The following is a 21,618-nucleotide window of genomic DNA, read 5'->3' as shown; positions in this document are numbered from 1 at the left end:
ATTCATCGTATGGACCAGCCTGCAAAAGTTTCAGACCAGCTTCAGTTTGCTGTTATTGCCATAGAAACCGCCGCTAAAAAGCTTGGCGTAAGTACCACGGCTCTGACAGCCCGATTGCAAAAGTACGACCTTATCGAAGGCCGTCTTTGGAAATTTTATGAAATGCTCCATACCCAGAGCCGCGACTATGTCGCTGACGATCTCATAGAATCCCTAGAAGCCCGAGAGTCAAAAGCAGGTTCTCTATGATTACTGTTTTCCACGGTTCAAATATTGAGGTGTCAAAACCGCTTGTCTCTCTCGGTCGTGCAAACCTGGATTTTGGCAAGGCTTTTTACACAACGGATATTAAAGATCAGGCTGAGAACTGGTCTAAAATCATTTTCACGCGAAAGGAATCTGGAACTCCGATTGTTTCTGTGTATTCCCTTGATATTGAATCTGTAAAAAAGAACTTCCGCTATTTGCGTTTTGAAGAATACAATCAAGCCTGGTTGGATTTTGTAGTTGACAACAGAAAAGGTGGCGGTTCATACAGGTCTTTTGACATCGTAGAAGGCGGAGTTGCCAACGACAAGGTCATTGACACTGTCGAAGCCTATATGGATGGAATCATATCCGCTGATTTTGCTCTTGGTCAGTTGCGCTATCACAAGCCGAACAACCAAATTGCTATTATAAATCAAGAAATCATTGAACAATATTTGAAGTTCATCAGGTCGTACGCTCTATGAAAGACTATACTTTGCAACACAAAATCGCAAGAGTTATAGCTGAACTGGCCGTTCGTTTGAATGTAAGTCAATCGCAGGCCCTTCTTATTTTTTATGAAAGCAAGGTCTGCATGCAGCTGCACAATCCCGAAACAGGTTTGCAACTCATGAGCGACAAGTATGTCGTTGACGAATTCATGATGCAGCGAACATGAGTGGATCCTATGCGTAACTTTGACTACATGCAGTCTCTTGGTTTGCCGAAGTTGTATAACTTCTGTTCTGCAGCAGAAGACAACCAGATAAACCATCCGGACCTTAGCGCCATTAACGCCAGGCGTGCTTTGGAATATGTGGTCAAATCCATTTATGCCATGAAACAGGTGGCTTTCTCGGAACGGACATCCCTGTTTGAACTTATCGACGGTGAAGCGTTCAGGACCTTCATTAACGATGAAAAAGTAATGCGGGCCGTGCATTATGTTCGTAAAGTTGGCAATGCGGGAACCCACGAGGGCAGCGTCAGCAAAAAGGAATCCTTCTTTTGCCTGCTGAATCTTTATAATGTAGTTGCATCGGTCCTCATCAAGTTGCAAGTTGTCAAGTCCGTTGCCGTTTTTGACAAGGCTTTAATCCCGGATTCAAAGTTTGCGCCCGCAATCGAAGTTCCCAAAATAGAAGTCAAGGCTGACGATCCTCTCGTTGCAAATGTTGATAAGGAATCTGTTTCTAGCGAAGTTGCTGTTCCCGAAATGGAAATGCCTAGCGACATTTCCGAAGCCGAGACCCGCAAGCTCTACATCGACTTGATGCTCAGGGAAGCAGGCTGGAATGTGTTGGATGTAGAGGGTACCGTAAAGCCGTCTAAGGCCTGCATCGAAGTCGAAGTTGAAGGCATGCCCAATGAGCATGGCATCGGTTATGCCGATTATGTCTTGTTCGGCGCCAACGGCCTGCCCCTGGCCGTCGTAGAAGCCAAGAAGACTTCCGTATCTCCGCTGAAAGGAAAACACCAGGCAGAACTGTATGCAGACTGCCTAGAAAAACGCTACGGGGTGCGTCCGGTAATTTATTACACCAACGGTTTCGAAACCAACGTTATAGACGGCCTTGGCTATCCTCCACGCCGCCTTTATGGTTTCCATTCCGAAGACGATCTTGTTCGTCTCATACAAAAGCGTGGCCGCAAGGATATTAGCGACTTTTCCGTGAATCCGAACATTACCGACCGCCACTATCAAAAAATGGCAATCAAGTCTGTTTGCGAGTGGTACAATCAAAAGCACCGCCGCGGTCTTCTGGTAATGGCAACCGGTACCGGCAAGACACGCGTTTCCATTTCCATGGTTGACGTTCTCATGCGAAACGACTGGGTGAAGAACGTGCTGTTCTTGGCAGACCGAACTTCACTCGTTTCCCAGGCCAAGAAGAATTTTGCGAAACTCTTGCCGAACGCCACCATTACCGTATTGAGCGACCAGAGCAACAAGGCCGGTATCGATCCAAACGCCCGTATCGTTTTCAGTACTTACCAGACCATGATCAACTATATCGACTCCGAAGACAAGCCGTTCTCCGTTGGCCGATTTGACCTGGTCATTATTGACGAAGCCCACCGCAGTGTCTTCGGTAAATATGGAGCTATTTTCAATTACTTTGACAGTCTGCTGCTGGGTCTTACCGCAACGCCTCGTAACGAAGTGGACAAGAGCACATACGACTTGTTTGGAATGGAGGACGGTGCGCCGAACTTTGCTTACGAACTGGAAGATGCCGTGGCCGACGGGTTCCTCGTGAATTACCGGGGCTTCAAGCGTGGCTCCATGATTCTTAAGGAAGGCATAAAGTACAGCAGCCTCTCTGCCCAGGAAAAGGATCAGCTGGAAAAGGTCTGGGACTACGAGGAAACCTTGCAGGAACTGAACTCCGGTGCCAATGTGCGTGGCCGAGATATCCGCAGTGACGAAATTTTCAAGTACATCTATAACAAGGACACCATTGATTTGGTTCTCCAGGACCTTATGGAAAACGGCTTGAAGGTTCAGAGCGGGGAACGCATCGGCAAGTCCATCATCTTCGCTTACAACCACAAGCACGCAGAGCTGATCGTAGAACGATTTAATTTGATGTATCCGACATACGGTTCCGAATTCTGCGCCCTTATCGACAATTACGTCACTTACTCTCAAGACCTGATCGACAAGATGGAAGTTCGCGATAAGGACCCGCAGATAGCCGTATCTGTAGATATGCTGGATACCGGCATCGACATTCCCGATGTCTTGAACCTGGTGTTTTTCAAGGTTGTAAAGTCCAAGATCAAGTTTATGCAGATGATTGGACGCGGCACCCGCCTTTCTCAGGACATTTTCGGACCCGGCAAGGACAAGGAATGTTTTTACATCTTTGACTGGTGCCGTAACTTTGAGTTCTTCGAAAAGAATCCCGACGGTAATGTTGTTAAGCAGAATGTATCCCTTACGGAGCATCTGTTTGGCCTCCGTGCAGAAATTGCGTTCCACCTGCAACATCAGAAGTATCAAGAAGACGAGTTCTGCAAGGGGCTCCATGACGAACTGAAGACCGTCATGAAAAATCAGGTTGGCGTTCTTTCGGATAGCCACATTTCCGTTCGCCACCGTTGGGATGCCGTAAGCCATTTCAAGAACGATGAGGCTTGGGTTTGTTTGACCGCAGCCAATGTGGAGACCCTCAAGTGCGATATAGCTCCGCTACTGTCCCGCAACACCCAGGACGAGAATGCCAAGAAGTTTGATGTGCTGGTGCTCGCCATTGAACTGGGCTATGTGAACAGTGAATTTAATGCTAGCAAGCCCATTGTTCATGTACAGAAGCTGGCAGAACGCCTCATGACTAAGGCGTCCATTCCGCAAGTGGTTGCCAAAATGGACACCATCAAGGAAGTCGTAAATCCTGTCGCTTGGGAAAATCTTTCCCTTTGCTGGCTGGAAAAAGTGCGTCTGGAACTTCGCGACCTCATCAAGTTCCTCGTAGGTGACGGCGGAAAAACTTTTACCCTGGATATCGGGGATGTTTTAGTCGATGACGGCGAAAGTACCGGTGTGCAGACACGGGTAACATACAAGCAGCGCGTTATGGACTACTTGGCCTCAAAGGACAAAGATCCGGTCCTGCGCAAGATTTACAACTTGGAACAGCTCTCCAATGACGACATCATCGAGCTAGAGCGAGTCATGTGGAAGGAACTGGGGTCCAAGGAAGACTACGAAAAGTTTTCCGAGGGCATGGCGGGTAGCGAGAATGTTGCCATCCTTATTCGCTCGCTTATCGGTGTCGATCGCGGTGTTGCTCTGGAACGATTCAACAAGTTTTTGTCGGGTAGCCAACTCAACTCTGATCAGGAAGAATTCCTGATGGATGTCATTTCGTATGTCTGCGAGAACGGGGATATTACCACGGATATCGTTGTGAATGAAGACCCCTTCGGAGAGGTTGTCCTAGAGATTTTTGAGGACAAGATGATTCCGTTAACTCATTATGTGAATGAAGTTCACGGAGTGGTAAATCCAGGAATGCAAGGATAGAAAATAAAAAGGCCGCCAGCGGTTTTATCCACCAGCGGCCCGTGTTGTTACACAAGGAACTCTTTTAGCGCCTTCGGCGCAATTATTAATTACAAAGTACGAGGTATGAGACTTATAATCGCGGCTGCGCCGCAGTTATGATTTGCGCCCTCTCATAATTCATACATCATACTTCATACTTGGCTAAAACCTAGAGGTTTTAGCCTTTGCGTCGGCCATGGCGCGGACCACCAGGGAAGCGCCGTTAGCGCAGTCACCTACAGCGTAGATGTTGCGGGACGGATCCTGAATGATTGCGGTACGCGGAGTCAGTTCGAGGCCCAGATCCTTCACGATGCCGTCGGCAGGAACGCCGGTGAAGCCCATTGCCAGAACCACCAAGTCAGCGTCGATGATTTCTGTAGAATTGGGAACTTCGTTGGGCTTGATGGGGCGACCATTGGGAGCCATTTCCCATTCAACCTTCACGGCTTCAACGCCAGCAACCTTGCCATCCTTCACAATGAACTGCTTGGAAGACACATTCCAGCGGCGTTCGCCACCTTCGTGATGGGCGTAGCTGGTACGCAGCATGTACGGCCAATCGGGCCACGGGGTGGACGGGGAACGTTCTTCAGGAGGCTTGGGCATAAATTCCACCTGGAGCACGCTCTTGCAGCCTTCACGGAGGGATTTACCCACGCAGTCGTTACCGGTGTCACCACCGCCAATAATCAGGACCTTCTTGCCCTTGGCACTGTACTTTTCGCCTTCGCCGTGGAGGAAGTCCAGAGCGAGGTAGATACCTTCGGCATCGCGGCCAGGAATGTTCAAGTCGCGGGCGTTGGGAGTACCGATGGCCAGGAACAGGTAGTCAAAATTCTTGCGAATGTATTCGGCGGAAATGTCCTTGCCGATTTCGCAATTGCAGACAAACTTGATGCCGGCAGCTTCAAGAAGAGCCACGCGACGGTCAATGATTTCCTTTTCCAGTTTCCAGTTAGGAATGCCGTAACGGAGAAGGCCGCCCACCTTGGGCTTCTTTTCGTAAACGGTTACAGCGTAACCCTTGCGACGCAATGCTTCTGCGGCAAAGAGGCCAGCAGGGCCACCACCGATCACGGCAACGGTCTTGCCGTTGGGAGTGGCAGCGGGCTGTTCCACCCAGCCTTCCTTGAAGGCGGTTTCGATCATGTACTTTTCCACCTGGCGAACCATGACGGCGTCATCGTTCAGCTGGCGGGTGCAGCTTGCTTCGCAGAGGGCGGGGCAAACGCGACCGGTAAATTCCGGGAAGAATGCGGTCTTGCTAATGATATCGTAACCCTTGCGAAGATCGCCTGCAGCAACAGCCGTGTTAAATTCGGGAATGAGGTTACCCAGAGGGCAGCCTGCTCCATGGCAGAAGGGAATGCCACAGTCTGCGCAGCGGCCAGCCTGAGCCTTGATTTCTTCTTCCGTGAAGAGGCGTTCAACTTCCTTCAAGTCCTTAACGCGTTCTTCTACGGGGCGGTACACGTCCTGAATTCTTTGTACTAATGCCATAATTTGATCCTTTTAAAGTGCGTTAAAAAAGACAAACTATCGCGCCTTCCATTCAACAGACGCGATAGTTTGAAGTTGATTTATTTTGCAGCGGCCTGCTTTGCAAGAGCGTTGCGGTATTCCACCGGGAAGACCTTCACGAACTTCGGGCGAGAATTGTTCCAGTCTTCGAGAATGCGGCGGCCCTTTTCAGAACCGGTTGCTTCCACATGCTGCTTGATGATGTCAAGCAATTCAGTTTCGCTTTCGGTACCCGGGAGAACGCTTTCCAAGTCAACGGAATCCACGTTGCAGCTCAAGTCGAAGTGACCGGTTTCATCGTAGATGTAAGCAAAGCCACCAGTCATACCTGCAGCGAAGTTCACGCCTACGCGACCGAGAACAACTACACGGCCACCAGTCATGTATTCGCAACCATGGTCACCAACACCTTCGGTAACAAGCAGCATACCAGAGTTACGGATACCGAAGCGTTCGCCAGCGAGACCGTTGATGAACACCTTACCGCTGGTACCACCGTAACCGATAACGTTACCGGCGATGACGTTGTCTTCAGCCTTGAAGGATGCGTTCTTGGACGGGCGAACGATAATCTTACCACCGCTGAGGCCCTTGCCCATGAAGTCGTTGACTTCACCTTCGATATCGAGAGTAATACCCGGAGCAAGGAAGGCGCCAAAGCTCTGGCCGGCCACACCCTGCAAGTGAACCTTGATAGTATCTTCCGGAAGGCCCTTTGCACCAAAGTGTTCATCCACTTCGCCAGAAAGTTCGGTACCCACGGTACGGTCCACGTTGTGGATCATAGCGGAAATTTCTACCGGCTTGCCAGTCTTCAAAGTATCCTGTACGAAAGGCAGGAGTTCGCGACGGTCGAAGTTCACCAGTTCTTCAGGAACGAAGTTCGGATCGTGCTTCTTGATCTGTTCCTTACCATTACCGGCGTCAACAGAGGCGAAGATCTTACTGAAGTCCAGCTTCTTGGCCTTGTAGAATTCAATGGCAGAATTCATGTCAAGGAGATCGCTACGGCCGCAGGCTTCGTCGAGGCTCTTGAGACCAAGGCTTGCGAGGATTTCGCGGATTTCGTCAGCGATGAAGTACAGGAAGTTTTCAACGTATTCCGGCTTGCCCTTGAAGTGCTTGCGGAGTTCCGGATCCTGGGTTGCGAGACCCATGGGGCACTGGTTGGTATGGCACTTACGGTCCATGATACAGCCAAGGCTTGCCAGCAGGTTGGTTGCAAAACCGAATTCTTCTGCACCAAGGAGGGCAGCGATCACAACGTCACGACCAGTCTTCAACTGACCATCCACCTGGAGCTTCACGCGGCCGCGGAGGTCGTTCAAAACGAGAGTCTGTTCAGCTTCGGCAATGCCCAATTCCCAAGGAAGACCGGCATGCTTGATGGAGGTAAGCGGAGAAGCACCGGTACCACCGTCGTGGCCAGAAATGAGGACCACGTCTGCGTGAGCCTTAGCCACACCAGCAGCAACCGTACCCACACCCACTTCGGAAACAAGCTTCACTGAAACACGGGCCTTGGGGTTGGAGTTACGAAGGTCGTAGATCAACTGAGCCAGATCTTCGATGGAGTAAATGTCATGATGCGGCGGAGGAGAAATGAGGGACACATTCGGGATAGAATGACGGATGCGAGCCACAAATTCGTTCACCTTGTGGGCAGGCAGCTGGCCACCTTCACCGGGCTTTGCACCCTGAGCCATCTTGATCTGCAAATCCTTTGCCTTGCGGAGGTAATCGATGGTCACACCGAAACGACCAGAAGCGATCTGACGGATGGCGCTGCTACGAACGTCGCCGTTTGCTGCCGGAGTATCGCGATCCGGGTCTTCACCACCTTCACCGCAGTTGCTCATGGCGCCGTTACGGTTCATGGCGATAGCGATTGCTTCGTGAGCTTCCGGGCTCAAGGAACCAAGGCTCATTGCACCAGCAACGAAATGCTTGATGATGGATTCACGGGATTCAACTTCGGAAATATCGATGGGAGTGGTTTCCTTGAACTTGAAGAGACCGCGAAGAGTTGCCAAGCGCTGGGACTGATCGTCGATAAGCTTGGAGTAGGTCTTGAACTTTGCGTAGTCGCCCAGCTGCACAGCCTGACGGAAGGCGCCCAGGGACTGCGGAGTCCACAAGTGCATTTCGCCATCCTTACGGAACTTGTACTGGCCACCTTCCTTAAGAATGGGGCTTGCGTCCTTCAGGGAAATGTTGTTGCGCTGTTCCACTTCCTGAGCGATTTCAGCAAGGCCGATACCTTCGATGCGGCTTGCAGTACCCGGCAGGAACTTTTCAATAATTTCGTGGTTCAAGCCAACAGCTTCAAAGATCTGGGCACTGCGATAGCTACGCAGCGTAGAAATACCCATCTTGGACATGATCTTCAAAAGACCCTTGTCCACAGCCTTGACGTAGTTTGCAGCGGCGGTGACAGGACCCACGTCCAGTTCGCCGGTGTGGCACATGTTGGTAATGCTCTGGAATGCCAGATACGGGTTGATAACAGTTGCACCGTAGCCCAGGAGCAAGGCGAAATGCATGACTTCGCGAACTTCACCGGACTGAACGATCAAGCCGATTTCCGGACGGACGCCAGCTTCAACCAAAGTACGGTTGACGGCTGCAGTTGCCAACAGAGACGGCATGGGAACATAGCCCCAGTCCACATTCTTATCGGAAAGAACGATAATGTTGAAACCTTCCTGAACAGCGCGGACAGCGTCGCCAGCCAGATTCTGCAAGGCAGCTTCAAGAACTTCGCCGTTACCACCCATGGGGAACTGCATCTTGAGCACCTTGGCCTTGAAGCTCTTATCGCCGATGTTTTCGAAGTGCTTGATTTCGTCTTCGGTAACAATGGGGCGAGGAATCTTGATGAGGTGAGCCTGTTCCGGAGTTTCTTCCAGGATGTTGCCGTGGTTACCGATGTAAGTGGTAAGGGACATGACCAATTCTTCACGAATCGGGTCGATAGGCGGATTGGTCACCTGTGCGAACAGCTGCTTGAAGTAATTGAACAGCGGCTGGGGCTTGTCGGAAAGAACAGCGAGAGCGGCGTCGTTACCCATGGAACCGATAGGTTCCTGACCGTTCTTGGCCATGGGCTGGAGAATAACGCTCAGGTCTTCAGCAGAGTAGCCGAAACGCTTCTGCTGGATCAGCAAATCATCAGGTACGTCAGACGGGTTGATTTCGCTGAAGAGGCCGCGGACGCTCATCTTGTTTTCGGCAACCCAACGACGGTAGGGCTTGCTACGAGCAACGAAGGCCTTCATTTCGGCGTTCTTCAGGATACGATGGTTTTCGATATCCAGGTAAATGATTTCACCGGGTTTGAGACGGCCCTTTTCTTCTACGTCGGCGTCGTTGATGTCCAAGACACCCGTTTCAGAAGCCATCACGAAGAGGCCATCCTTGCAAAGGGTGTAACGTGCCGGACGAAGGCCGTTACGGTCAAGGATTGCACCGGCATTGATACCGTCGGAGAAAGCCACGGCTGCGGGGCCATCCCACGGTTCCATAAGCATGGATTCATATTCGAAGAAGCCACGGACGTCGCGGCCCATATAGTGCTTTGCACCCCAAGCCTGCGGCATCATCATGAGGATGGCGTGCGGGAGGCTACGACCTGCAGCAACCAAAAGTTCGAACATGTTGTCGAGGCTAGCGGAGTCGCTCTGGCCTGCAGAAATCAAGGGCAGAAGCTTCTGGAGATCTTCGCCGAAACGTTCGCTCTTCAGGTGAGGTTCACGAGCCTTCAGGCTGTTCAAGTTACCGCGGAGGGTATTGATTTCACCGTTGTGAGCCAGGTAGCGGAACGGATGAGCCAAAGGCCAGGTGGGGAAAGTATTGGTAGAATAGCGCTGGTGAACGAGAGCGATGGGGCTTTCGAAATCAACGTCATTCAGGTCCTTGTAGAAGGCTTCGATCTGGATAGCAAGGAGAAGACCCTTATAGACAATGGTTCTGCTGGAGCAGGAGCAGACATAGACGCTTTCGCAGGCCTTTTCAATCTGGCGGCGCAGCACATAAAGCTTCAATTCAAAGGGATTATAACCTTCCCCATCCTTATCCAGGGCAGATGCTGCAATGGAAGAACCGTCGAAGAAGTACTGACGGATGTGCGGGAGGGTTTCGCGGGCGGTGCGGCCAATAGCCTTGGGGTCTACCGGAACTTCGCGGATCTTCAGGACCGGGCAACCTTCGGCAGCGGCAAGTTCCTTGATCTTTGCGTCATAGGAATCAGCAGCAACAGAGTTGTCCACGAAAACCATGGCCACGCCGTATTTTTCCGGAAGGTCGCTATAGAGCTTGCGGAAGAACTTATGGGGCATAGAAAGCAAAAGGCCGGCGCCATCACCCGTTTCCGGGTCGCCACCAGCCGCACCACGATGCATGAGACGCTTCAGGACGGTAATGCCCTGAAGCACAATCTGGTGGGATGCTACATTATTAATATTGGCTACCAAGCCGACACCGCAGGCGTCATGTTCGTTAGCCGGATTGTAAAGAGCTTGAGCTTTCATTGTTTTATTCCTTGTGTTTTTAATTTTTCCGCGGCTTAATTGCAAAATGCGTGCCAAAATTTCATAAACAGCACAAGAAATGAACAAAAATTGAAAACTTTTACATTTTGGGTAAAAATAAGCCCTTAATCGAAGAAAGCCGGCAGGTTCTACGATCCGCCGACTTTTGTATTACCGAAAACTTTTACAACTTTTGTAAATTATCGTTGTGGTTTTTCAGAATTTGTAAAAACCTTTCTTTTACCTTGCCTAGTACGTCACGGTAAACCGCCAACTGACGCATACTTGACGTAGCTTTCTGAAAATTCCGCACACACTCAGAATCCGATAGCCAAGATTCCTTTCGCAAGGTTTCATTGCAAAGTCGCTCAAAGGACCAGCCGGGGTCCCGCCGTTCCCTATCAATGTGTTCGATAATCTGTGGAAGATCATTTTTCAGAAAACTTTCATCTACAACCAAGCCTTTCAAGTACCTTTCCAAAGGAGCGTAAAACAGGTCATAGTACTTCGGCAGTTTATTCGGGAAAATATCCGCGAAAGCGGCAAACATTTCGTCAGTCATCGTTACCTCAATTACCGGGCTTTACCCAGCAGCTTATGTTTTCGTTAACAACATTCGTTGTCTTGTTCTAGTACCTTTCGGCACACCAATAATCTACAAACATTCCCACGTCAAAAAGTGACATTTTTCAGACTTTTGCGGAAAGACAACTATTTACGATTCTCATTTTATATATTCTTTCCATCGTTTGCGAAGGCGACGCTTTAACTCATCGCGATTGAGGTTTAGGAATCGTCGCGAGTACAGCTTTTGCGCCGTCGCAATAGAGTTTTTTGAACCGACGCAATCGCTGCGATTTTCTTAGATGGCGGAAAATGGCCGCCCACGGAGATCGTCCCGACCTGGCGACTCCCTGATTTTTACATCCACATATATTAAGAGGATTCTTATGAATTTGCCTCACGATCCCTTTTGCAGGGGTATATTGTCGGATGTGCCGACATTTCTTGAACTGGTCCGCTATCTCGTTACGGTAGATGCGGAGCTTAATGGAATTTTCAACCTGCTGGACCAGGCGAGCTTCAGGCGCGTGCCCGGCGACTACAGCGACACGGAGACAACTGGTTACGCGGATTTGGCATTCCTTGCCGACGTGAAGCAGGAATTTCTGGAGCCCGGCACAAAGCCCGTACAGGTATGCATCGGATTTCTGGTGGAGCACAAATCCACTCGCGACGACGGCGTACTGGAACAGCTCCGCAAGTACAATTTCCACCTGATGGTGCAGCAGCTGAAGGAGAACGCCTACAAGGGCCTCCCCTCCATTGCCATCATCATCTACAACGGGAAGGAAAATTGGAACCCGCTGAAGAACCTGTACACAAACTGCCCCAAGGAACTGCAGCGCCTGCTGCTTCCCTTCAAGCGCATCATGCTTGATGTGGGCGACATTTCGGATGAAACGCTTGATAGTTTCAACGCACGCCTTGCCGCATTCATCGCAGCGCTGAAGTACGCCCGTAACCTCGAGGAGTATCGCGATACAATTCGCAAGGTCATCGACCGCATCCACAAGGAACTTCCTGAAGCAGAGTACCTTGACTTAATCCGCCAAATGGATGTATATTTTGGAGGATGGATTGAGTCCAATTACACGGAGGCTTTCAAGATGGATTTCATTCGCCCCAATTACAAGACAGTCGGCGACGTTTTGAAGGAAGAAGGCATTCAGCAGCAAGCGGAGAAAACCGCCCGCAAGATGCTGGCCAAGAACAAGCCCATGGAAGAAATTGTAGAGTTCTCCGGCCTTACAGAAGAACAGGTTCGAGAACTTCAGGCAAAATCCACTTAAGCGCTTTGATTTTTCACTGGCCTTAGAAAAAAATTCGCTCGCAGTCAATACGACCGCGAGCATTTTTGCATCCAGCCGCTGTATTTACATTTTTTGTAATTCCTTAAAATTCCCGATTTTCGTTCATTTTTCAGCATTTTCTTAATCTAGGTGTAAAGTCCTCCCCGATTTTCCGACTCATATCTTCGCATATTTCAAATTTTGTAACTACCCCGCATCCATTTACACATTGTGTAAAACAAATGGATCCCAAGAAAGTCAATTCACAAATTCGTAAAAGCACAAAAAGTGTAAAAACTCGCGTCAAATCGCGATTTTCCACGTCCCTTTCACCTTTATCCTTTACACTTTCCGCTACATTGGCACGGCTTTTGCATAATGGACGCCGTAAAACAAAAACAATAATCGACTGAAAAGTCAGGAGTTCATTATGAGCAACCAGAACAGAATGGCATCGATTCAAGAAATCGCTTCCGCCCCCGCTGAAGGCCTTATGGCAGCAGCACCCGCATCCATCGACATTTACGGAGAAGACGTATTCAACTCCGAAGCCATGAAGGCTTACCTTCCCAAGGATGTTTGCAAGAAGCTTTTCGCCACCATCGAAGGCGGCGTTGCTCTTGACCCCAGCATCGCAGGCGAAGTGGCTCACGCTATGAAGAAGTGGGCTATGGACCGCGGCGCAACTCACTTTACTCACTGGTTCCAGCCCCTCACCGGCTCTACCGCAGAAAAGCACGACTCCTTCCTGGAACCGGAAGGCGACAAGGCCATCATGGCATTCTCCGGCAAGAACCTGATCGTCGGCGAACCGGACGCATCCTCCTTCCCCTCCGGCGGCATCCGCTCTACTTTCGAAGCCCGCGGCTACACCGCTTGGGACCCGACCTCTCCCGCATTCATCAAGCGTCACGGTAACGGTGCAACTCTTTGCATTCCTACCGCATTCTGCTCTTACACTGGCGAAGCTCTCGACAAGAAGACTCCGCTTCTCCGCTCCATCCAGGCTCTCCAGAAGTCTGCAGACCGTCTCATGGGTCTCTTCGGCGTCGAAAAGCAGAAGGTCACCGTCACTCTCGGTGCAGAACAGGAATACTTCCTGGTGGACAAGAAGTTCTACCTCCAGCGCCCGGACCTTTACCAGGCTGGCCGCACTCTGTTTGGCGCACCTTCCGCAAAGCACCAGCAGATGGAAGACCACTACTTCGGCTCCATCCCGGCTCGCATCCTGAACTTCATGCACGAAGTTGAAGATCAGCTGTGGAAGCTGGGCATTCCGGCAAAGACCCGTCATAACGAAGTGGCTCCTGCTCAGTTCGAACTCGCTCCGATGTTTGAAGAAGTGAACCTGGCTTGCGACCACAACATGCAGATTATGGAAGTGCTCCGCAACGTTGCCGACAAGAACGGCCTCGTCTGCCTCCTCCACGAAAAGCCGTTTGCAGGCATCAACGGTTCCGGTAAGCACAACAACTGGTCCGTGAACTACGGCAAGACCAACCTTTTGAACCCGGGTAAGGATCCTCACCAGAACGCCATCTTCCTCACCACTCTCTGCGCTGTTGTCTACGCCGTTGACACCCACGCTGACTTGCTGAGAATGTCCGTTTCTGGCGCTGGCAATGACCATCGTCTTGGTGCTAACGAAGCTCCTCCGGCAATCATCTCCATGTACCTCGGCGACCAGCTTGCTGACGTCGTCGAACAGCTGGAAAAGGGCGAACCCAAGTCCAGCAAGCAGGGCGGTGCCATGAAGCTCGGTTCCGACATCCTGCCACCGCTCCCCCGCGACGCTACCGACCGTAACCGTACTTCCCCGTTCGCATTCACTGGCAACAAGTTCGAATTCCGTGCACCGGGTTCCAGCCAGTCCTGCTCTGAACCCAACGTTATCCTGAACACCATCGTTGCCGAAGCATTCGACATGATCGCCGACAAGATGGAAAAGGTTTCCAAGGCCAACTTCCACAAGGAACTCCAGAAGCTCCTGCAGTCCATCATCAAGGAACACAAGCGCGTTATCTTCAACGGCAACGGCTACACCGACGAATGGGTTGCTGAAGCTGAAAAGCGCGGTCTCCCCAACATCCGTACCACCATGGAAGCTCTCGGCGCCCTCACCAAGAAGGACAACGTGGCTCTCTTCAAGAAGTACGGCGTGTTCAACAAGGTGGAACTGGAATCCCGCTACGAAGTCAACCTGGAAGACTACCACAAGCGCGTAGACATCGAAGCTAAGGTCGCTTATGACATGGCTAAGAGCATCGTTCTCCCGCAGGTGATCAAGGCTTACTCCGAAGCCCTCAAGGTCAACGAAATGGCTGTGAACCAGGGTCTGGTTTCTGTCGATTCCTACGCTAAGGAATTGGGCGAAGGCTACAAGGCTCTCGTTGAAGAAATCGCTGTCATGGAAAAGGCTATCGCCGGCAAGCATCAGTTGAAGCTGGAAGCTATGGTCTCCCTCCGCAAGGTTGTGGACAAGCTGGAAGGCATCATCTCTGATGAACAGTGGCCGCTGCCCAAGTACCGCGAAATGCTCTTCATCTACTAAGAGCAACGCGATTCCAAGAATTCGAACCTCATAAAAATGAAAGACGCCCCGCATTCGCGAGGCGTTTTTCTTATTGAGCACTCTTCACGCAACGATCGCCACCAGCCAGGAACGCAAATAATTACACCTTTTGTAAAGAAAAGTCTCTGTTTTACAAATTGTGTAACACATCGTTTTTACAATTCTTTGTTTTTGACCTAAAAACCGCCTTTGCACCTTGGCACGGATATTGCATATAAAAGCCGTTGTGATTACAAAAAGTGTAAACTAGAAAGACACAGGGAGAGGTCGAAAGACCTGAATTATTATGGCATTACAGTACCAGTATAACGGCAAGACGAAATTCATTATTGTTACCGGGGGTGTCATCTCCGGTCTCGGCAAAGGGGTAGCGGCAGCGTCCATCGGGGCGCTGCTTTCTGCTAGAATGAAGGTGGTTCCCGTCAAGTGCGACGGTTACCTGAACACAGACCCGGGCACCATGAATCCCACGGAACATGGCGAAGTTTTCGTTCTGGACGACGGTGGCGAATGCGACATGGACTTCGGCCACTACGAACGTTTTTTGAATGTGACTGCAAAGAAGGATTGGAGCCTTACCATGGGCCGCATCTTCAAGATGATTCTCGAGAAGGAACGTCGCGGCGACTACCTGGGACATACCGTCCAGTTCATCCCCCACGTTACTGACCTGATCAAGGAACAGTTCTACCGCATCGCAGAACAGGAAAAGGCCGACGTTCTTCTAATTGAAATCGGCGGTACCGTCGGTGACTTGGAAAACCAGTTCTATATCGAGGCAGCCCGCCAGCTTTCTCACGACGTGGGCCGCACCAACGCCATGTTCGTGCACCTCACCTACGTTCCCATTCCGTCGGGCGTTAACGAACAGAAGTCCAAGCCCACCCAAATGTCCGTGCACGACTTGAACCGCTTGGGCATCTATCCCGAAATTGTCATCGGCCGCTGCGAAGAATATATCAAGCCCCACCTGAAGGAAAAAATCGGTCTGTTCTGCAACTTGCCTGCTGACCACGTGATTTCCGGTGTGGATGTAAAGCACGTTTACGAATGCCCGCTGGTTTACGACGCCGAAGGCATTCCTGAAATTCTCGCCAAGCGTTTGAACATCTATGCTCCGCCGAAACTCGAACAGTGGAGCAAGCTGGTGGAATCTCTGAAGCGCAACACCGTGAACCCCCGCAAGACTTTGACCGTGGCCATTTGCGGTAAGTACATGGCTCTGGAAGATTCCTACGCCTCCGTGGTGGAAGCCATCCGTCATTCTTCCGCACACTTGGACCTTCGCGCAGACATCCGCTGGGTAGATACTGAAAAAATCGAGAACGGTTCCGTTTCTGTTGCAACCGCATTGAAGGGCGTTGACGCCGTCATCGTTCCGGGAGGTTTCGGCAGCCGCGGTATCGAAGGCAAGATCATGGTCATCCAGTACGTCCGCGAAAACAAGATTCCCTTCCTGGGAATTTGCTACGGCATGCAACTTTCCGTGGTGGAATTCGCCCGCAACGTCTGTGGCATGAAGGGTGCCGGCACCGTCGAAATGGAAAGCGCCACCTACCATGTGGAAAAGCCTGTCATCGCCTACTTGCCTGGCCAGGAACACATCAAGGACATGGGCGCCACCATGCGCTTGGGCGGTCACGACATTTTGATTAAGGAAGGCTCCAAGGCCCAGGAAGTTTACGGCTCCGCTGTAGCCCGCGAACGTTTCCGCCACCGCTATGAAGTGAATCCGGAATTCGTCTCCCAGATCGAAGCTGGCGACCCCACAGGAAAGATTGCCCAGAAGCTCATTTTCTCTGGCAAGGCTTCCGGCGAAGACATCATGCAGATCATGGAACTGACGGACCATCCCTACTTCATGGCCTGCCAGTGCCATCCGGAACTGAAGTCCTCCTTGATTCACCCCGCCCCGCTCTTCCTCGGTTTGCTGAAGGCAGCCGACGAACGTGTGTAACTTGGTGAAATTCAACGAGTTATGAAACTATGGTTCGCCAAGCCCCTTTTTCAGGGTTTACGGCGGGCCGTTTTTCAAAAAATGTAACAGTCGAAAATCAGATTTTTTCTTTAATTTTTTAGAGAAAAACCCTCCCCTAAAACCCCTATCTTTTTTATCTTTGGACTCCGATGAATAGAGAATTCGCCACTTCTGCGATCAAGGTCGCAAACTCCATCGAGGCGCACCTCACCGGTGCCGTGGCAACTATTTCCCAAAGAAATCAAGATATTGTCTGTGACGCTGTTCCTTCTGTTCCCGTTGTTGGTCAGGGCGTTGGTCATTTGATTTTTGATTTTATTTCATTTTCAGTTTTTAAGGCAAAGGCATTTCGCTTTTGCCATTTTTTTTGCCCAGTTTTTAGAGATTAACAAGTAAAAGGTAAAACGTATGAACGATAAATTCAATTGGAAGGCAAAGCGCGAGCGCAAGGCATTCTTGGCCTTGGCTGACGGCACGGTTTTTCATGGCTACGCATTTGGCGACGCCAAGGACACCGTAGGCGAAGCTGTGTTCAACACGGGCATGGCTGGTTACAAGCAGATTCTTACCGACCCCTCCTACGCAGGTCAGTTCGTGGTGTTCACCACCGCTGAAGTGGGCGCCTACTCCGCCAAGAGCGAAAAGTCCGAATCCCGTCAGGTCTTCTTGAACGGAATCGTCATCAACGACCTTTGCGACGCTTCCGAAAACGTGGGCGAAGAATCCCTGGACACCTACATGAAGGCCCAGAAGAAGCCTGGCATTGCTGGTGTCGATACCCGCGCCCTCACGCTGCACCTCCGCGACAACGGCGCCCAGAAGGCTTACCTCCATGTCGAGAATTTTGACATGAGCGAGGCCGACGCGGTTCAAAAAGCGAAGGAATGGATTGGCCTGGATGGCCAGGACTATGCTTCTGTAGTCAGCGACCCTAACGGTTACGAATTCTCTACCGAGGGCAAGTACAATGTGGTGGCCCTGGATTTCGGTATCAAGACCAACATCCTTCGCGACCTTGCAAGCCAGGACATGAAGGTGACCGTCATGCCCATCAACACTACCTTCGAGCAGATTCAGGCTAAGAATCCCGATGGCGTGTTCCTTTCCAACGGTCCTGCCGATCCCAACTCTCTGCCCCAGGTTGCAGCTCTCGTAAAACAGCTCCTTGGCAAGTATCCTCTCATGGGCATCTGCCTGGGTAACCAGCTCCTGGGTCTCGCCTTGGGCGCCAAGGTTTCCAAGCTGAAGTTCGGCCATCACGGTTGCAACCATCCGGTTAAGTACCTGAAGACCGGCGCCGTGGAAATCACCAGCCAGAACCATAACTACGCCATCGACGAAACTAGCTTACCGGCCAATGTGGAAGTCACCCACATCAACCTGAACGACAACACCGTAGAAGGCATCCGCTGCAAGGACGTTCCTGCATTCAGCGTGCAGTACCATCCGGAATCCGCTCCGGGACCCAACGATTCCTACTACCTGTTCGAAGAATTTAAGAAGATGATCGAGGAATTTAAAAAGTAGTGGTTAGTAAGCAGTGGTTAGTAAACAGGATAGCAGGAGAAGAACATTGCCAGTAAATCCTAACCACCAACCACTAAACACTAATCACTAACCACTTGACGATTTTTACAAGAGGAAATTAATATGCCTAAGCGTACAGACCTCAAGAAGATTATGCTCATTGGCTCTGGTCCGATCGTTATCGGTCAGGGTTGCGAATTCGACTACTCCGGCGTGCAGGCCTGTAAGGTGCTGCGTCGCGAAGGTTACGAAGTGGTGCTGGTGAACAGCAACCCGGCAACCATCATGACCGACCCGGAAATGGCCGACCGTACCTACATCGAGCCCCTGAACGTGGACATTCTCCACGAAATCATCCGCCGCGAACGCCCGGACGCATTGCTCCCCACTCTGGGTGGCCAGACCGCCCTGAACCTCGCCATGGAACTCCACGAAAAGGGCATTCTTAGCCGCTATAACGTGGAACTCATCGGTGCAAAGGCCGAATCCATCGCCCGCGCCGAAGACCGTAAGCTCTTCAAGGACGCCATGCTCTCCATCGGCCTGGACCTCCCCCGCTCCGGCTCTGCACACTCCATGAGCGAAGCCAAGGCAATCGCCCAGACCATCGGCAGCTGGCCTTTGATTATCCGCCCGGGCTTTACCCTGGGTGGTACCGGTGGCGGTATCGCACACAGCGAAGACGAATTCGAAGCCATCGTGAACCGCGGCCTCGACGCCTCCCTCAACAACGAAGTCTTGATCGAAGAATCCCTCCTGGGCTGGAAGGAATTCGAAATGGAAGTCATGCGCGATAAGAAAGGCAATGCCGTTATCGTCTGCTCCATCGAAAACCTGGACCCCATGGGCGTTCACACCGGCGACTCCATTACCGTGGCCCCGATCCAGTCTCTTGACGATCGCGCTTACCAGGCCATGCGTGACGACTCCCTGAAGGTCATGGAAGCTATCGGCGTCGAAACCGGTGGATCCAACGTTCAGTGGTCCATCAACCCTGTGACCGGCCGCCGCATCATTATCGAAATGAACCCCCGCGTAAGCCGTTCCTCTGCACTTGCTTCCAAGGCAACCGGCTTCCCCATCGCAAAGATTGCAGCACTCCTCGCTGTGGGTTACACTCTCGACGAACTGAAGAACGACATTACCCAATCTACTCCCAGCTGCTTCGAACCGGCTCTGGACTACGTCGTTACCAAGGTTCCTCGCTTTACCTTCGAAAAGTTCCCCAAGGCAGACAGCACTCTTGGCACCCAGATGAAGTCCGTGGGCGAAGCCATGGCTATCGGCTCCAACTTCAAGCAGTCCATGCAGAAGGCCCTGCGCTCCCTGGAAACTGGTTTCGGCGGCTTCGGCGCCTGCGCCAAGTGCGAACAGTTCCTGGCTTACGACGACGAGACCTTGGCCAAGGAAGTTGCCCGCCCCAGTGCAGAACGCATCTTCGTGGTCTACGCCGCCTTCCGCCGCGGTTGGGACGTTGAAAAGCTTTACGAAATCACAAAGATCGACCGTTACTTCCTGCGTCATTTGGAAGAACTGGCCCAGTTCGAAGACGAAATCCGCGCCGCAGGCTCCCTCGAAGCCCTCTGCAAGGACAAGGACCTGTTCCGCCAGGCCAAGGAATTCGGCTATAGCGACATCCAGATCGGCTACATCTTCGGCAAGACTCCGGAAGAAGTCATGGCCGCACGTAACGCCATCAGCCTGAAGCCCAGCTACTACTCCGTAGATACCTGCGCCGGTGAATTTGAAGCCGTCACTCCGTACTACTACTCCTGCTATGCAGACCACACCGAGCCCGTCCGCGAAGTTCCGAACCGCGACAAGAAAAAGCGCATCATGGTGCTTGGCGGTGGCCCGAACCGTATCGGCCAGGGTATCGAATTCGACTACTGCTGCTGCCACGCTGCTTTCACCCTGAAGAAGCAGGGCTACGAAGTCATCATGGTGAACTCCAACCCGGAAACCGTTTCTACGGACTATGATACTTCTGACAAGCTTTACTTTGAACCGCTGACCCTCGAAGATGTCATGGGCATCTACGAACGCGAAAACTGCTACGGCGTTATCGTTCAGTTCGGTGGCCAGACTCCGCTGAACCTTGCAATGCGCCTGAAGAAGGCCGGCGCCAATGTGGTGGGTACAAGTCCCGAGGATATCGACCTTGCCGAAGACCGCGACTTCTTTAAGCAGCTGGTTGACAAGGTGGGCATCAAGCAGGCCGCCTCTGGCATTGCTCATAACGTTGATGAAGCTCTCGCCATTGTCGAAGAAATCGGCTACCCTGTTCTCGTGCGCCCCAGCTTCGTGCTTGGCGGCCGCGGCATGGTGATTGTCTATAAGGAAAAGTACCTCCGCAAGTTCGTGGAAGAGGCTGCAGCCATCGGCGAAGGCAAGCCTATCCTTATCGACCGCTTCCTGGAAGACGCAACCGAACTTGACGTGGACTGCATCAGCGACGGCAAGACCACCGTGGTGGGCGCCATCATGGAACACGTGGAACCCGCAGGCATCCACTCCGGCGACTCCGCAAGCGTCATCCCGCCCATGACCCTCAGCAAGGACCTGCAGGAAAAGGTTCGCGGCTACGCCAAGGAATTTGCAAAGGAACTCCATGTGGTTGGCCTCATGAACATGCAGCTCGCCGTCAAGGATGGCGAACTCTACATGATCGAAGTGAACCCCCGCGCCTCCCGCACCGTGCCCTTCGTCTCCAAGTCCATCGGCGTGCCTCTGGCAAGCTACGCAAGCCGCTGCATGCTGGGCGAAACACTCGAAGAAATCGGCTTCACCGAAGAAGTCCATGTTCCGTACGTGAGCGTGAAGGAAGCCGTGTTCCCCTTCGTGAAGTTCCCGGGCGTCGACGTGACCCTCTCCCCGGAAATGAAGTCCACCGGCGAAGTCATGAGCCTGGATCGCGACCGCGGCCTCGCCTACCTCAAGAGCCAGCTGGCCTCCGGCAACCGCATCCCGGGCCAGGGCAACATCTTCGTCTCCCTCAAGGACGAGGACAAGGCCCGCGCAGTGCCCCTGATCCGCCAGCTGGTGGAACTGGGCTACGGCCTCTACGCCACCCGCGGCACCTCCACCATGCTCTACAACGAAGGCATCAAGACCCGCGCCGTGTTCCGCATTTCCCGTGGCCGCCCGAACCTGCTGGACCTCATCCACGACAAGGAAGTCCAGTGGATCGTGAACACCAGCGAGACCGGCGCCGAAGCCATGGTCGATGAAATCCAGATGCGCAGCAAGGCAGTGGTCAGCGGCGTGCCTATCACCACCACCATCGCCGCCCTCACCTCCACCGTCGAAGGCCTCATGGACAAGCACGACTACGG

At 52.0% G+C, this 21,618-nt stretch carries 13 protein-coding genes; 10 read left to right on the top strand and 3 right to left on the bottom strand.

Annotated elements, in window-relative coordinates; all coding sequences use genetic code 11:
* The first annotated feature begins 9 nt into the window (after positions 1 to 9).
* From MJZ25_13995 to MJZ25_13980, 4 genes are read left to right on the top strand one after another with little or no spacing between them, the layout of a single operon-like run.
* The gene (locus tag MJZ25_13995) at positions 10 to 249 is read left to right on the top strand and encodes a DUF3791 domain-containing protein (GenBank protein ID MCQ2125286.1); all 240 of its coding nucleotides are present in this window, start codon (positions 10 to 12) and stop codon (positions 247 to 249) included.
* Entirely contained in the window at positions 246 to 734 is a 489-nt protein-coding gene (locus MJZ25_13990; protein MCQ2125285.1) for a DUF3990 domain-containing protein, read from the top strand. The genes MJZ25_13995 and MJZ25_13990 overlap by 4 nt, the downstream gene beginning before the upstream one ends.
* A complete protein-coding gene (locus tag MJZ25_13985; protein ID MCQ2125284.1) occupies positions 731 to 928 on the top strand; it encodes a DUF3791 domain-containing protein in 198 nt (65 codons plus the stop codon). Before MJZ25_13990 ends, MJZ25_13985 begins: the two co-directional genes overlap by 4 nt.
* 9 nt (positions 929 to 937) lie before the next feature.
* Positions 938 to 4,279, top strand: coding sequence for a DEAD/DEAH box helicase family protein (locus tag MJZ25_13980; protein ID MCQ2125283.1), 3,342 nt, complete (start codon positions 938 to 940; stop codon positions 4,277 to 4,279).
* Between the two features lie 183 nt (positions 4,280 to 4,462).
* Here MJZ25_13980 and MJZ25_13975 read toward each other — a convergent pair whose 3' ends face one another.
* The 3 genes from MJZ25_13975 to MJZ25_13965 form a co-directional block, all read right to left on the bottom strand.
* Positions 4,463 to 5,803, bottom strand: coding sequence for a glutamate synthase subunit beta (locus tag MJZ25_13975; GenBank protein MCQ2125282.1), 1,341 nt, complete (start codon positions 5,801 to 5,803; stop codon positions 4,463 to 4,465).
* An 80-nt stretch (positions 5,804 to 5,883) separates the two neighbouring features.
* Positions 5,884 to 10,353 carry a glutamate synthase large subunit gene (gltB, locus tag MJZ25_13970; protein ID MCQ2125281.1) on the bottom strand — a complete coding sequence of 1,490 codons (4,470 nt, stop codon included), beginning with the start codon at positions 10,351 to 10,353 and terminating at the stop codon, positions 5,884 to 5,886.
* Positions 10,354 to 10,537: 184 nt separating this feature from the next.
* The gene (locus tag MJZ25_13965) at positions 10,538 to 10,915 is read right to left on the bottom strand and encodes a hypothetical protein (GenBank protein ID MCQ2125280.1); all 378 of its coding nucleotides are present in this window, start codon (positions 10,913 to 10,915) and stop codon (positions 10,538 to 10,540) included.
* 433 nt (positions 10,916 to 11,348) lie between these two features.
* Between MJZ25_13965 and MJZ25_13960 the strand changes: the two genes are divergently transcribed.
* The 6 genes from MJZ25_13960 to carB form a co-directional block, all read left to right on the top strand.
* Positions 11,349 to 12,206: an Rpn family recombination-promoting nuclease/putative transposase gene (locus MJZ25_13960; GenBank protein MCQ2125279.1), complete on the top strand. Its 858-nt coding sequence runs from the start codon at positions 11,349 to 11,351 to the stop codon at positions 12,204 to 12,206.
* A gap of 430 nt (positions 12,207 to 12,636) precedes the next feature.
* Positions 12,637 to 14,757 (top strand): glutamine synthetase III, encoded by a 2,121-nt coding sequence (locus MJZ25_13955; GenBank protein ID MCQ2125278.1) that lies wholly within the window; start codon positions 12,637 to 12,639, stop codon positions 14,755 to 14,757.
* Positions 14,758 to 15,064: 307 nt separating this feature from the next.
* Positions 15,065 to 16,735: a CTP synthase (glutamine hydrolyzing) gene (gene pyrG, locus MJZ25_13950; GenBank protein MCQ2125277.1), complete on the top strand. Its 1,671-nt coding sequence runs from the start codon at positions 15,065 to 15,067 to the stop codon at positions 16,733 to 16,735.
* Positions 16,736 to 16,905: 170 nt separating this feature from the next.
* A complete protein-coding gene (locus tag MJZ25_13945; GenBank protein MCQ2125276.1) occupies positions 16,906 to 17,145 on the top strand; it encodes a hypothetical protein in 240 nt (79 codons plus the stop codon).
* Positions 17,146 to 17,164: 19 nt separating this feature from the next.
* Positions 17,165 to 18,283, top strand: a complete 1,119-nt coding sequence (gene carA / locus MJZ25_13940; GenBank protein ID MCQ2125275.1) for a glutamine-hydrolyzing carbamoyl-phosphate synthase small subunit — start codon at positions 17,165 to 17,167, stop codon at positions 18,281 to 18,283.
* Positions 18,284 to 18,406: 123 nt separating this feature from the next.
* The coding region (gene carB / locus MJZ25_13935; protein ID MCQ2125274.1) for a carbamoyl-phosphate synthase large subunit at positions 18,407 to 21,618 on the top strand (3,212 nt) is incomplete at its 3' end.

The sequence above is a fragment of the Fibrobacter sp. genome (assembly GCA_024399065.1).
GTDB lineage: Bacteria > Fibrobacterota > Fibrobacteria > Fibrobacterales > Fibrobacteraceae > Fibrobacter.
Note: the sequence above shows the minus strand (reverse complement) of the source record. Positions and strands in the feature narration are given on the sequence as shown.

What these genes read in the sequence shown, in the direction of transcription:
- MJZ25_13995 (MCQ2125286.1), top strand. Translation starts at nt 10, where the DNA reads ATGGACCAGCCTGCAAAAGTTTCAGACCAGCTTCAGTTTGCTGTTATT.
- MJZ25_13990 (MCQ2125285.1), top strand. Translation starts at nt 246, where the DNA reads ATGATTACTGTTTTCCACGGTTCAAATATTGAGGTGTCAAAACCGCTT.
- MJZ25_13985 (MCQ2125284.1), top strand. Translation starts at nt 731, where the DNA reads ATGAAAGACTATACTTTGCAACACAAAATCGCAAGAGTTATAGCTGAA.
- MJZ25_13980 (MCQ2125283.1), top strand. Translation starts at nt 938, where the DNA reads ATGCGTAACTTTGACTACATGCAGTCTCTTGGTTTGCCGAAGTTGTAT.
- MJZ25_13975 (MCQ2125282.1), bottom strand. Translation starts at nt 5,803, where the DNA reads ATGGCATTAGTACAAAGAATTCAGGACGTGTACCGCCCCGTAGAAGAA.
- gltB (MCQ2125281.1), bottom strand. Translation starts at nt 10,353, where the DNA reads ATGAAAGCTCAAGCTCTTTACAATCCGGCTAACGAACATGACGCCTGC.
- MJZ25_13965 (MCQ2125280.1), bottom strand. Translation starts at nt 10,915, where the DNA reads ATGACTGACGAAATGTTTGCCGCTTTCGCGGATATTTTCCCGAATAAA.
- MJZ25_13955 (MCQ2125278.1), top strand. Translation starts at nt 12,637, where the DNA reads ATGAGCAACCAGAACAGAATGGCATCGATTCAAGAAATCGCTTCCGCC.
- pyrG (MCQ2125277.1), top strand. Translation starts at nt 15,065, where the DNA reads ATGGCATTACAGTACCAGTATAACGGCAAGACGAAATTCATTATTGTT.
- MJZ25_13945 (MCQ2125276.1), top strand. Translation starts at nt 16,906, where the DNA reads ATGAATAGAGAATTCGCCACTTCTGCGATCAAGGTCGCAAACTCCATC.
- carA (MCQ2125275.1), top strand. Translation starts at nt 17,165, where the DNA reads ATGAACGATAAATTCAATTGGAAGGCAAAGCGCGAGCGCAAGGCATTC.